The 12713-nt window shown below is 64.4% G+C and carries 14 protein-coding genes; 9 read left to right on the forward strand and 5 right to left on the reverse strand.

The genetic code is table 11. From position 1 onward, the window contains the following. Positions 1-840: a universal stress protein gene (locus FJQ89_RS02860; protein WP_141168957.1), complete on the reverse strand. Its 840-nt coding sequence runs from the start codon at positions 838-840 to the stop codon at positions 1-3. A 230-nt stretch (positions 841-1070) separates the two neighbouring features. On the opposite strand from FJQ89_RS02860, the gene FJQ89_RS02865 reads away from it, so the two are divergent. The 3 genes from FJQ89_RS02865 (at position 1071) to FJQ89_RS02875 (ending at position 4178) form a co-directional block, all read left to right on the forward strand. After that, a complete protein-coding gene (locus FJQ89_RS02865) occupies positions 1071-3341 on the forward strand; it encodes an AAA family ATPase (protein ID WP_168208342.1) in 2271 nt (756 codons plus the stop codon). Beyond that, complete coding sequence (locus FJQ89_RS02870) at positions 3338-3661, forward strand: hypothetical protein (RefSeq protein WP_141168959.1); 324 nt, start codon at positions 3338-3340, stop codon at positions 3659-3661. Before FJQ89_RS02865 ends, FJQ89_RS02870 begins: the two co-directional genes overlap by 4 nt. An 88-nt stretch (positions 3662-3749) precedes the next feature. Continuing rightward, entirely contained in the window at positions 3750-4178 is a 429-nt protein-coding gene (locus FJQ89_RS02875) for a VOC family protein (RefSeq protein WP_141168960.1), read from the forward strand. A gap of 63 nt (positions 4179-4241) precedes the next feature. On the opposite strand, the gene FJQ89_RS02880 is transcribed toward FJQ89_RS02875, so the two are convergent. Together FJQ89_RS02880 and FJQ89_RS02885 are read right to left on the reverse strand one after the other, a co-directional pair. Beyond that, entirely contained in the window at positions 4242-4775 is a 534-nt protein-coding gene (locus FJQ89_RS02880; protein WP_141168961.1) for an ankyrin repeat domain-containing protein, read from the reverse strand. A 39-nt stretch (positions 4776-4814) separates the two neighbouring features. Continuing rightward, complete coding sequence (locus FJQ89_RS02885) at positions 4815-6014, reverse strand: YbfB/YjiJ family MFS transporter (protein ID WP_141168962.1); 1200 nt, start codon at positions 6012-6014, stop codon at positions 4815-4817. Positions 6015-6325: 311 nt separating this feature from the next. Between FJQ89_RS02885 and FJQ89_RS02890 the strand changes: the two genes are divergently transcribed. The 6 genes from FJQ89_RS02890 to FJQ89_RS02915 all read left to right on the forward strand — a co-directional run bounded on the left by FJQ89_RS02890 (position 6326) and on the right by FJQ89_RS02915 (position 10810). Continuing rightward, positions 6326-7000: a CsgG/HfaB family protein gene (locus tag FJQ89_RS02890; protein ID WP_141168963.1), complete on the forward strand. Its 675-nt coding sequence runs from the start codon at positions 6326-6328 to the stop codon at positions 6998-7000. Between the two features lie 8 nt (positions 7001-7008). Further along, positions 7009-7377: a DUF4810 domain-containing protein gene (locus tag FJQ89_RS02895; protein ID WP_416054704.1), complete on the forward strand. Its 369-nt coding sequence runs from the start codon at positions 7009-7011 to the stop codon at positions 7375-7377. Further along, complete coding sequence (locus FJQ89_RS02900; RefSeq protein ID WP_071077628.1) at positions 7374-8036, forward strand: DUF799 domain-containing protein; 663 nt, start codon at positions 7374-7376, stop codon at positions 8034-8036. The genes FJQ89_RS02895 and FJQ89_RS02900 overlap by 4 nt, the downstream gene beginning before the upstream one ends. A gap of 174 nt (positions 8037-8210) precedes the next feature. After that, a complete protein-coding gene (locus tag FJQ89_RS02905; RefSeq protein ID WP_141168964.1) occupies positions 8211-8657 on the forward strand; it encodes a hypothetical protein in 447 nt (148 codons plus the stop codon). 183 nt (positions 8658-8840) lie between these two features. Next, positions 8841-9506, forward strand: a complete 666-nt coding sequence (locus FJQ89_RS02910) for a response regulator transcription factor (protein ID WP_168208343.1) — start codon at positions 8841-8843, stop codon at positions 9504-9506. Continuing rightward, the gene (locus tag FJQ89_RS02915) at positions 9500-10810 is read left to right on the forward strand and encodes an ATP-binding protein (RefSeq protein WP_141168966.1); all 1311 of its coding nucleotides are present in this window, start codon (positions 9500-9502) and stop codon (positions 10808-10810) included. The genes FJQ89_RS02910 and FJQ89_RS02915 overlap by 7 nt, the downstream gene beginning before the upstream one ends. Before the next feature lie 57 nt (positions 10811-10867). On the opposite strand, the gene FJQ89_RS02920 is transcribed toward FJQ89_RS02915, so the two are convergent. Both FJQ89_RS02920 and FJQ89_RS02925 read right to left on the reverse strand, forming a co-directional pair. Then, positions 10868-11506, reverse strand: a complete 639-nt coding sequence (locus FJQ89_RS02920; RefSeq protein WP_099764086.1) for an NAD(P)H-dependent oxidoreductase — start codon at positions 11504-11506, stop codon at positions 10868-10870. A gap of 109 nt (positions 11507-11615) precedes the next feature. Further along, complete coding sequence (locus tag FJQ89_RS02925) at positions 11616-12614, reverse strand: aldo/keto reductase (protein ID WP_141168967.1); 999 nt, start codon at positions 12612-12614, stop codon at positions 11616-11618. Positions 12615-12713: the final 99 nt, after the last annotated feature.

Genomic DNA, 12713 nt, shown 5'->3' on the forward strand with positions numbered 1-12713 from the left:
TCAATGGCCCAGCAATAGCGGCAGGCGGGACTGGCTCAGCAGGCTGTGCGTTGTTCCGCCAAGCACCCATTCCTGGAAGCGGCTGCGGCCGAATGCCCCTGCCACGATCAGGTCTGCGCCGCTGTCCTGGGCCAGGCGGCATAGTGCCGTACCGCATTCTTCGCTGGTTTCGCTGCGGCTCACTTCCGCGCGCACGCCATGGCGTGCCAGGTAGGTGGCCAGGTCGGCTCCGGGCTCCTGTCCATGCTGTCCAAAATGCTGGCGCGGGTTCAGGACGACGATCTGCACGCGTTGCGCCCGCAGCAGCAGCGGCAGCGCGCCAGCGACCGCGCGGCTGGCCTCGGCGGTGGCATTCCAGCCGATGACGATGGAGCGGCCGGGGATGGTCACCGGGCCATCGCCCTCGGGTATGACCAGCAGGGGACGGGCGCTGTGCAGCGCGAGATAGGCCGGCAGGCGTGTCGACCAGATGAGCGACCGGTCGCTCAGATCGCTCTGGCCCGTGATGACCAGATCGCAGTACAGCGACTGCAGTATCAGCGCATCGGTCGCGCTGCTGTCCTGAAAGCGCGTTTCGTACGAGGCGACGCCCAGCTGGCGGCAGCGCTCGTCGAAGCGGGCCAGCTGTTCCCGCGCCGCGTCGCGCAATGGGTCGTAATCGATCGGCGGGGGCGGCGCCAGCGTGACCGCCCCGTAGACCAGGTAATCGAGTTGCGGCCCGCCGCTGGCGACCGTTCCTATCAGATGGGATTGAGCGTCGCTGGCGAGCGCCGCTGCCACTTGCAGGCGCCGTTCGAAACCGGAAAACTGGTCGGCATACATCAGGATGGTCTTGTACATGGTGGGCTCCAGAAAAGACTCACGATACGTGTTTCAGCCTTGCTTGTAACGAGCGCCAACTGATCCAGGTCAAGCCAGCCTTCAATTCATGGCTCAGGAAACTGGTGCCCGGCAAGCATTGATCCAGATCATATTTTCTTGCTGTATGGCCGTGCTAGGATCACCGCGGACAGGCAATGCACTGCAAGACGATGCGGTCTGTGCGTGGCGCCCGGCCCGAGGAGGAAAGCATGTTGAACGATGTTGAAGTAAGGCGGAATGTCGAGCATGAGCTCAGCTGTGTTGCCCAGATAGAGTCACCTGCCGTCGTGGTGTCCGTGCATCATGGAGTCGTCACCTTGTCGGGGCTGGTGCATGATTTCGTTGGCAAGATACGGGCCGGGCGTTGCGCCACCGGCGTGGCCGGGGTGGCTGGCGTGCTCAACAAGATCGAAGTGGCGCTCGTGGGGCAGGAGCGCTCGAATGCGGACCTGGCGCGCGCGGCGGTGGCGGCCGTCAAGGCGCAGTTGCCCAGCTCCGCCGATGCCATCACGGTGGCGGCGCAGGACGGCACGCTGCGGCTGGAAGGGACGCTGGGCTGGAACTATCAGCGCAAGCGGGCCGAGGAAGCGGTATATGCCTTGCGTGGGGTGCGCGGCGTCGAGAACCGCATTGCTCTGGAGCACGCAGGCCCCGCCGGTGAAATACGCTGGAAAAGGCGGCTACCTTCCCACATGAATGGCGTCATCCGCGCTGTCCGGCAGAACGCGGCCGCGCAGCCTGTCCCTGTGCGCGCCGGCGGCCACGCGGCAGGGCGGAAGGGAACGTTGCCGCCGCTTGCCCAAGGGCCGATGCCTGCGGCGCAAAGCGAGCAGCAGTGGCCTGACACCGGGCAGGGCATCGAGAAGCACGCGGTCTCGCGGCAGACCAGGCTATTGCACCGTCTGGCACGTCGCCTTGAAAGCGACGATGCGCGGGTGCGGCTCATCGTCACCGACATTTCACGCATCATGCTGGTGGGCGACCTGGCCTACAAGTTTAAGAAGGCCCTGCAGCGCGACGTGCTCGATTACAGTACCTTGTCGGCACGGCGGTATGCATGCGAGGAAGAGTTGCGCTTGAATCGGCGCCTGGCGCCGGAGTTGTACCTGGGCCTGGCAAGCATCACCGGCACGCGGGCATGCCCCGCCATTGACGGCGACGGGCCGGTACTCGAGTATGCCGTGCGCATGCGTCGCTTTGACCAGTCCGCCCTGTGGCAGGAGCGCCTGAATGCCGGCCAGCTTGGCGCGGATGAAGTCAGCGCCCTGGCGCTGTTGCTGGCGGATTTTCATGCCGGCGCTGCGCGGGCGACACCCGAGTCGCCCTGGGGCAATGGCGCCTTGATCGTTGCCCGCACCCAGGAGGATGTGGCCGGCATTGCCGCCGTGCTCGACAACACGCGCCAGCGTGCCATGCTCGACGAGATTGCGGCCTGGTTGACGCGGCAGGAACAAGCCCTGGCGCCGCTATTTGCCCGGCGCAAGGCCGACGGCTGGGTGCGCGAATGCCACGGTGATTTGCATTGTGGCAACATCCTGACCCTGGCCGGCCAGGTTCGCATATTTGACGGCATTGAATTTAACACTGCATTGCGCTGGATCGACGTGGCGCAGGACCTGGCCTTTGCCTGGATGGACCTGCAATGCCAGGGGCGCCGCGGCCTGGCCGCCCGCTTGCTGAACGATTATCTGGAGCGTTGCGGCGACTACGGCAGCCTGGCGCTGCTGCCATATTACCGGGTGCAACGGGCGCTGGTACGCTGCAAGGTGTTCCTGTTGCGCTCCCTCGCTGGCAGCCGCGGACGCTCTGCCGCATTGCTGCAGGCGCAGCGCTATCTGGCCTTCGCGCATGCATGCATCATACCCGCCGCGCCGGCGCTGCTGATTGCCTGTGGACTGGCCGGCAGCGGCAAGTCATGGCTGAGCAATGCGCTGGTCGAGCCGCTGGAGGTGGTGCGGCTGCGCTCGGATGTCGAGCGCAAGCGCCTGTTTGCCGGCCCTGCAGGCACTGGCACCAAAGCCTTGCCGGCGCAGGGGATATATGACCAGGCCGCTAACGTTGCGACCTACCGGCGCCTGGCGCGGCTCGCGCAGCAGGGGCTGGCTGCCGGTTTCGTGATGGTAGTGGATGCCACTTTCCTGGAGCGTCGACGGCGCCTGGCCTTGCGCGCCTTGGCGCGCCACAGCCAGGTGCCGTTCCTGCTGCTGCACGTCGATGCGCCGCTGCCGGTGCTGGCATCGCGCCTGGCCGCGCGGGCGCGTGCCGGCACCGACCCTTCCGATGCGGACATGGCCGTTCTCGCCTGCCAGATGGAGCGCTGGGCTAAGCAGGGCTTGCGCCCGGACGAAGCGGCAGATGTCATCGAGATCGCCAATGGCGCCGATTTCGGCGCCGAAGCGCTGGCATCGGTGCTGGCACAGGTGCGCCAGGCCTTGCAGCGGCGCGCCGCCGCAAGCGAGCCGCATCTGAATACGACATGAGTACTGCCGCCGAGGCTACGGCACGCCTGGCCGAAGATGGGCCCAAGGAAATGCCCGCCTCGCCGGCGCCGAGCCAGTGGCGCTTGCCGCGCGCGCAGGTGTTGGCGCGCTGCATCCCGGCCATCGAACTGCTGGGAGCGACGAAGCTGCTGTGCGTCGACAAGACGGGCACCCTGACCAGCAAACGCATGCAACTGCGCCGTCTGTGGATGGAAGGGGCGGCCTACGCGTGCGTCCAGGCGCAGCAGGCCAGGCGTGCTGGCGTCGCGTCCTGCCTCCTGACCCTGCCTCGCCGCCTCGGGGGGGAAAGGTGGTTATAATTATATTGCTACGCTGGCAAAGGACGCCTACCGTCTATTCACAATGGTGCGAAGTACTGACAGTCCCATTTTCACGGAAGCAACAATCATGGAAACCAATCGACTTCATCGCGGCCGCCTGATTGACCACATACAGCTTGTGGTACGCGATCTTAAGGCAAGCGAAAATTTTTACAAGGCGGTCATGTCCGTGCTGGATATACCGGTTTTCAGCACCGAAAGTGATTACTTCGTGGCCGATGAGCTTGTCGTATCCTCCTCAAGCAGCGTGACCGCTATGGGCAAGTTGACTGGGCGTCATCATCTGGCTTTTCAAGCGAAAGATCGCGCGACGGTCGATGCCTTCTACAACGCTGCGTTGGCGCACGGAGGGCAGGACAATGGCCCACCAGGCGTGCGGGCCTACCATCCAGGATATTACGCTGCCTTCGTACTCGACCCCGATGGGAATAATATTGAGGCCGTTTACCAAGGTGTAGCAAAGCGCAGCGCGCCGTCAGTTACCCTTGATTTCTAAATCCGGCATGGGGCATTTCGCCATACCTGCCTGGTAAAGCACGCCCATCAAACCGCCGTGTATTCAGGCCGTCTGCCCCAGGCTGACCAGGCGGGCCAGCGTCTCCTGTGCATTCATGGACTTGGCCAGCGAAACGGCAGTCATGCCGCGGCTGTCCACGGCATCGATGCGCGCGCCGTGCCGCAGCAGCAGCTCGAAGATGGCCAGACGGTTGAACATGGCGGCCATCATCAACGGTGTCTTGCCGTCCGGGCTGGCGCCTTCCACGCTGGCGCCATGCTTGAGCAGCAGTTCGGCGATCTCCAGGTAGCCCTTGTAGGCCACGCCGGCCAGCGGCGTCTGGCCCTGGTCGTTGGGCACGTTGGCGTCGGCGCCCGCTTCGAGCAGCAGGCGCGACGTTTCCAGGTGGCCGAGGTAGCTGGCCAGCATGATCAGGCTGTCGCCTTTTTCGTTGCGGAAGTTGACGGGCACCCCTTGCGCGAGCATGGCGCCCAGTTGCTGCGTGTCGCCTTCGCGCACCAGGGCAAACAGGCCCTGGATGAATTCCAGCGTTTCGGCATCCATCGTTGCCGGGATTTTTCGTGCATCGGTGTTCATCGTGATCTTTCCGCGAAGGTGGGCCATGCCAGCAGTCTACTATGCGGCCGGCGCCAGCGCCTTTTGCCGCGCGGCCAATGCGGCGCCGATGAAGAGGGCGATGGCCGAGGCGATCAAGCCCCGCTCCAGTCCTGCCGGGCCGTCCGCGATCCAGCCGACCGCGATGGGGCCGACGATCTGGCCCAGGGCGAACACCGTCGTGTAGGCCGTGATGCCAGCCGTCCACGATTGCTGCGGCAGATTATGCCGCACCAGGGCCGTCGTCGAGGCCACCACCGACAGGAACACGGCGCCGAAGACCAGGCCGGAGAGGAAGACGACGGGCACAAAGCTGGTCAGTGCGGGCAGGATGCTCACCGCGCCCAGCACGGCATTCAGGATCGCCAGCGATTCGCCGCCTTTGTAGCGGTCGAGCATGCGCGCCCAGATGCGCGACGACGCCACTACCGCCAGGCCCAGCAGGGTGTAGAACACGGTGATGCGCGCCGGTGGCATGCCTTGCTGCTTGAGCAGGGCGATGACGAAGGTCATGTAGCCGATATAGCCGACGCCAAACATGAAGTAGCCGGCCAGGCTGGGGGCGAAATCGCGCCAGGCGAAGCGCCGTGGCGTGTCGAGGGCGCGCGGCGCTTCGCCGATGGCTTTCGCCGGCACGGCCATGATGGCGGTGGCGAGCAGGCAGGCGATGCCCAGTGCCAGCCAGGGCCATTGCCAGGCATGCGCGGCGCCATGCTCCTGTGCGGCCACCAGCGCCGCCGGCACCAGCAGGGCCGACAGCGCAATACCGAAGCCCGTGCCGCCGTAATACAGGCCGATGTAGAAGCCGGCGCGCTGGCTGTGCATGGAACCGAGCCGCGCCGCCAGCACGCCGCCGGCGATGAAAATGAAGGCGCTGGCCACGCCCGCGCACACGCGCTGCAGGAACAGGGTGGTCGTATCGCTGACGAGGCCCGACATCAGCATGAAGACGCTGGCCAGCACGCAGCCGGCGATCAGCAAGCGCCACACGCCCAGGCGGCGCATCAGGGCCGGCGTGGCCAGGGCCCCCAGGAAATAGCCGAGCGCATTGAAGGTGTTCATGGCCCCTGCCAGCAGGTAAGACCAGCCCAGGTCGGCGCGCATGGGCGGCAGCAGCAAGCCATACGAAAAGCGCGACAGGCCCAGCGCAATGGCGGCGCCCAGCGAGAGTGCCAGCGCCGTGGCCAGCGGATGGGCCGGGGAATGATCGTGTGTCGGCATGGCCTTGGGACCCGTCTATGTGAAAAGCGTGGTGTTGGCGCCGGGGTGGAACAGGCCGGCGGGCGAGGTCTGTGTGGGACAGTGGCATAGGGCGCTGACGACACGCTTTTTTACTACTAAGTTAATGAATCTGCACTGGGAAGTCAAGCGGGGTCACACCTGTGCATGGCGGGCAATAGTGCAATCCCTGCCATCGTTACTTTTGGAGAGAATTATGAGACATGCAATACCATATAATTGCAATTAGGAAATTAACTTGCTTAAAATCAATTTCGCAGGTGGCTCCTGATCTTCCATCTCATAAGGGCACTATGAACAAGAATAAACCCGGCGCGTTGTTGATTGCAGCGCTGATTGGCGCGGCCTTGGCTGGCTGCGCTTCCGAATCCTCGCAAGCTTTGGCTGTCCCCACGGTTGCGAGTGCAGCCCGTCCCTACGTTGGTCCACGCACGCTGATCGCTGTCGGTAAATTCGACAACCGATCGAACTTCATGCGCGGTATCTTTTCCGATGGCGTCGACCGCCTGGGCAGCCAGTCGAAAACGATTCTGATTGCACACCTGCAGACGTCCAACCGTTTCAACGTGCTTGATCGCGACAACATGGCAGAACTCAAGCAGGAAGCCGAGTTCAAGAAGCAGGGCCAGAACATCAAGGGCGCGGACTTCGTCGTGACCGGCGACGTGACCGAATTCGGCCGCAAGGAAGTGGGCGACAAACAGTTGTTCGGCATCATGGGCCGCGGCAAGACGCAAGTGGCATATGCCAAGGTCACATTGAACGTCGTCAATATCGCCACCTCGGAAGTCGTGTATTCGGCGGCCGGCGCCGGCGAATACAGCTTGTCGAACCGTGAAGTGCTGGGCTTTGGCGGCACCGCCAGTTATGACGCCACCCTGAACGGCAAAGTGCTGGACCTGGCCATGCGCGAAGCGGTCGAGCGCCTGGTCGCCGGCGTCGAAGCGGGCGCATTGCGCAAACAATAAGGTATCCCATGAAAACAATGATGAACAAGGGCGCAGCCCTGCTGGCCATGCTCGCCTGTGCCGCCCTGACCGGTTGCGCCACGCAGTCGAAAACCCTGTACCAATGGGAAGGCTACCAGCCGCAAGTGTACGAGTATCTGAAAGGCGAAAGCCCCGAGCAGCAGATCGCCGCCATGGAAAAAGACCTGCAAGTTATCGCTGCGAAGGGCAATCACGCGCCGCCGGGCTACCACGCCCACCTGGGCATGCTGTACTCGATCGCGGGCAAGCCGGAGCAGGTCGCCGCGCAATTCGAAGACGAGAAAAAACTGTTCCCGGAATCGACGCCGTACATGGACTTCCTGTTGGGTAAAATGAAAAAAGGCGAGAAATTATGATGTCGCGCATGTTGAAAATGGCCCTGTGCCTGGGTCCCGCCATCTTCATGGTCGGTTGCGCCACCAAGCAGGCCGCGTATGACTACACGGCCTTCAAGGCGGCCAAACCCCGTTCCATCGTGGTCTTGCCGCCGTTGAACAACTCGCCGGAAGTCAATGCCGGCAACAGCGTCTACGCGCAAGTGACCTATCCGCTGGCCGAAGCGGGCTACTATGTGCTGCCGGTGGCCGTGGTCGGTGAAACCTTCAAGCAGAACGGCTTGACGAATGCCGCCGATATCCACGGTGTCGATGCGAAAAAGCTCAACGAGATCTTTGGCGCCGATGCGGGCCTGTACGTGACGATTTCCAAGTACGGCACCACGTATGCCGTGATCGACAGCGTGACCGTGGTGTCGGTCGATGCCAAGCTGGTCGACCTGAAGACGGGCGCCTTGCTGTGGCAGGGCGCGGCCAGCGCTTCTAGCAACGAAGGCAATAACAGCGGTGGCGGCGGCCTGGTCGGCATGCTGGTGACGGCGGCGGTCAAGCAGATCATCAACACCAGCACCGATGCCAGCCATCCTATCGCCGGCACGGCGAATGCGCGCTTGCTGTCGGCCGGGGTGCCGAACGGCTTGTTGTACGGCCCCCGTTCGGAACGCTACCTGGCGCAGTAATCGTCTGGTAAGCTGCCGCAACAGGCTCTGCATCCGCCAGTGCCTGTTGCGGACAGTGCCAGGCGAGCTCCGCCGCATCGTTTGCAGTGATGACCAGCGCCAGAGGAAATCGCGGACTCGTCGTCCGGCGCTGTTTTTCTTGAGTCCGGGCAGAGCCACAGCAGGGAGCAAACGATGGTTACGCAAATTAACATCAGCAACAACGTGGAATCGGACGAAATGCGAGGCAAGACCGTGCTGGTCTTCCTGAAACCGCAGAACCCGCAGAGCAATTACCAGATTCCTGCCTGGCAAGTATTGAAGGGCGTACCTGCCCCCACCGAAGCGTTCGTCTACGATCATCAAATCCCGTTCGACGTGTACAGCCATGGCGCCGGCGATAACATGAAGATGGCGCCGGAGCGCCACTCGCAGCAACCACAGGCCAGTCTGACGCCGCAGCAGGGCGGCGCGATCCCCAAGACCAATCCCTACCTCCAGTTCGACAGCGACTGGTACGTCAACGCCAGGCCCGTCGTGACCATGCAGCCTGCCGACGCGCATGCGGCCACGACGCAATCCGTGGTGCCGGCCACGGCCACCGAAGGGGACGTGACCTTGAACCGCAACCAGGATCTGTAAGAGATTGACTGCGGCGCCGGCTTTGGCTGACGTCAATTATCCGCGGGAGTCTGCTCAGGCGTACAGGAACGTTGGCAACCCTTGCCACCTGGTGTGGCTGGCCGCGGTAGCGCAGCCAGCGCCAAGCCGGCTTGCGCCAGCCGAGGTAAGATGTCGCTATTTTGTGCGATTGTGAGGACCCGGGTGCGCGTGTTGCTGGTGGAAGATGATCCGATGATCGGGGAAAGCCTGGTCGAGGGCTTGCGCGGCGAGTGCTATGCCGTGGACTGGGTACGCGACGGCCACGATGCGGAGCTGGCGCTGGCCGGCTTTGCCTACGATCTGATGCTGCTGGACCTGGGCTTGCCCGGCAAGGAGGGTATGGACGTGCTGCGCGCCACGCGCGCGCGGGGCGCCGAGCTGCCCGTGCTGATCATCACGGCGCGCGACGGCACGCGGGCCCGCGTCGAGGGGCTCGACAGCGGCGCCGACGATTACCTGGTGAAACCGTTCGACCTCGATGAATTGCTGGCGCGCATACGCGCGCTGCTGCGCCGCCGGGTCAGCCGTTCGCGCTCCGTCATCGAGCATGGCGCGCTGACCCTGGACCTGGCCAGCCACGACGTCAGCTACGAAGGCACACAGGTCAAGCTGGCGCCGCGCGAATTTTCCGTGCTGCGCGCCTTGCTCGACCATCCGGGCAGGGTGGTGTCGAAGCGGCAACTGAGCGAAAAGCTGTACGGCTGGGATAGCGAAGTGGAAAGCAATACCGTCGACGTGTACGTGTACCAGCTGCGCAAGAAGTTCGGCGCGGACTGCATCCAGACCGTGCGCGGCGTGGGCTACAAGATGCGGGAAGCATCTTGCTGACCATCCGCCGCCAATTGCTGCTCGGTCTGCTGGCGGCCACCTTGCTGTGCGTGCTCGGCGCCGGCATTTCGCTGTTCCGTTCGCTGTTGGAAGAGACCAATGAACTGGCCGATTTGCAGCTGCGCCAGCTGGCCGTGGCCTTGCCCGACGAGTTCGAGCCGCAGACGGGCTCGCCGGCCGCGCAAGAGCCGGAAGAGGCGTTCGTGCTGCAGGCGTGGGGCGAGGATGGCCAGCCCTTGCCCGTCTTGCCGGACCAGCCGGTAATGCCGCGCTATGCACTGGCCGGCTTTGCCGATGTCACGTTGCGCGGCGAAGACTGGCGCCTGTATGGCGAGACACGGCGCGGCCGTTACGTGCAGGTGGCGCAGGCGCAGGCCGTGCGCGACCAGCTGGCCTGGCAAATGACCATGCGTGCCGGCGCGCCCCTGCTGGCGTTCGCGCTGATCCTGGCGCTGCTGATCGTTGTCGTGGTGGGGCGCGCGCTGGCACCGCTGCACCGGCTGGCCGAATCCGTGGCCGGCCGTTCGCCGGACGCACTGACGCCGCTGGCGGCCGACGACATGCCGCCCGAGTTGCGGCCCGTGGCGCTGGCGCTGAATGGCTTGATGCGGCGGTTCGAGGTGGCGCTGACGGCGCAGCGCACCTTTGTCGCCGATGCCGCGCATGAATTGCGTTCGCCGCTGACGGCATTGAAACTGCAGCTGCAGGTGGCCGAGCGGGCCGGCAGCGAGGAAGATCGCCGCGTGGCGCTGGCGCGGCTGCACGAAAGGCTGGACCGCAGCACGCACCTGGTGCGGCAATTGCTCAGCCTGGCGCGCCATGAAACGGCGCTGACGGCCAGCCAGCTGCAAACGGTTGATCTGGGACAGTTGCTGGAAGCGGCCGTGGCCGACCACAGCGCGCTGGCCGACAGCCGTGAAATCGACCTGGGCGTGGTGGAAACGCTGCCGGCCCCGGTGCTGGTGCAGGCTGATCCCGACGGCTTGCAAGTGTTGCTGAATAACCTGATCGATAACGCCTTGCGCTACACGCAGCAGGGCGGCAGGGTCGATTTGCAGGCGGCGCTGGAAGAGGGCCGGCCCCTGCTGCGCGTGTCCGACAACGGCCCCGGTGTGCCGCGCCAGCACCATGCGCGCCTGTTCGACCGCTTCTTCCGTCCCGACGGCAACGACGCCTGGGGCTGCGGCCTGGGCCTGTCCATCGTGCGCCACATCGCCGAGCACCACCGGGCCGATATCGCGCTCGCCGATGGGGCGGCGGGACGGGGCTTGCAGGTGACGGTGCGCTTTCCGCAGCCAGCCTGACAGCAAAAAAAAGCGGCTGCCGTCGCCGGCAGCCGCTTTTCAGTCACGGGCAGGAGCTTACGCCAGCTCGGTGATGAATTGCTCGCGCGCAGGGCGCACTTTTTTCAGGTCCACCAGCCAGTCGCCTTCGTCGGCGCGGTAGCCCAGCGGCAGCATGACGACGGAGCGCAGGCCTTTTTCGCGCAGGTTCAGGATTTCATCGACCTTGGCCGGATCAAAGCCTTCCATCGGCGTCGAATCGACTTTTTCCTGCGCTGCGGCGATCAGGGCCGTGCCCACGCCGATATACGCCTGGCGCGCCGCGTGCTGGTAGTTGGTTTCCGCGTCGCGCTGCGGATACGTGGCCAGGATCTGCTGGCGGTACGCTTCCCAGCCTTCATTCTTGAAGCCGCGCACGGTATTGACCAGGTCAAAGCGCGCGTTGATGCGTTCTACCGTGTAATTGTCCCAGGCGGCAAACACCAGCAAATGCGAGGCGTCCGTCACTTGCGACTGGTTCCACGCGTGCGGTTTGATCTGCTCGCGCAGGGCCGGATTCGTCACGACGAACACTTCATACGGGTGCAGTCCGCTGGAGCTGGCCGTCAGGCGCACGGCTTCCAGGATGCGCTCGACCTTGTCTTGCGGCACCGTTTTCGTCGGGTCCATCTTCTTGGTGGCGTAGCGCCATTGCAGTGTTTCGAGCAGTGCGGACATGTAGATCCTTTTCATAGTGAATAGTTCAGATTGGAAATGATAGCGGATTCAGGCATTTCAAGTGCGCTGGACAAAAAAGTACCGGTATAGCGCACTCATGCACGGTTGTCTACAGGCCAAGCATGGCAAGCTCCACCGCCGGGTAGCGCGCGCCCTGCACGCTGGCCGGCGCGATGGCCGCACCGATGGCGGCCAGCTCGGCGTCGCTCAATTTGATCCGCGCGGCGGCGACATTTTCTTCCAGGTGCGCCAGGCTGCGGGCGCCGGGAATCGGCACGATGTCAGTGCCTTGCGCCAGCAGCCAGGCCAGGGCCAGCTGGGCCGCCGTGGCGCCGCGCGCGGCCGCCTGGCCCTGCAGTTCGGCCACCAGGGCCGCGTTGGCCGCCATCGCCTGCGGCTGGAAACGGGGCAGGCTGTGGCGGTAGTCGTCTGGCGCCAGCGCGGCGCCGGAGGTGAGCTGGCCCGTCAGGAAGCCCCGGCCCAGCGGGCTGTAGGGCACGAAACCGATTCCGAGGGCGCGGCAGACGGGCAGCACTTCGGCTTCCACGTCGCGGCTCCATAGCGAGTATTCGGACTGCACGGCCGCAATCGGGTGCACGGCGTGGGCGCGGCGCAGGGTGGCGGCCGACACTTCCGACAGCCCCAGGTGGCGCACCTTGCCCGCGCGCACCAGACCGGCCATGGCGCCGACCACGTCTTCGATGGGCACGGCGGGGTCCACGCGGTGCTGGTACAGCAGGTCGATACACTCGATGCCCAGCCTGGACAGCGACGCTTCCACAGCGCGGACGATGTGCTCGGGCCGGCTGTCCACGCCCGCCATGCGTTCCACGCCCTGGCCGTGGGGCAGGATCTTGAAGCCGAACTTGGTGGCGATGTTGACTTTGCCGCGCAGCTGCTTCAGGGCGCGCCCTACCAGTTCCTCGTTGGCGTAGGGTCCGTAGACTTCCGCCGTGTCGATCAGGGTCACGCCCAGTTCCACGGCGCGGTGCAGCACGCGCAGCGAGGTGGCCTCGTCTGCGCCGCCGTAGGCAAAGCTCATGCCCATGCAGCCCAGGCCGATGGGGGCGACGCGCAAGCCGGATTTGCCCAGTGTTCTGTGTTCCATTTTTCACTCCTCGTCAAAAAAAAAGATGCAAGGAGTATGGGTGAAGCAACAGCATGCGATAAGATCGCTAATCCTGCATGGATTACTGAATATGGCTCA

Origin of the sequence: Janthinobacterium tructae, assembly GCF_006517255.1 — a bacterium.
GTDB classification, from domain to species: Bacteria; Pseudomonadota; Gammaproteobacteria; order Burkholderiales; family Burkholderiaceae_D; genus Janthinobacterium; species Janthinobacterium tructae.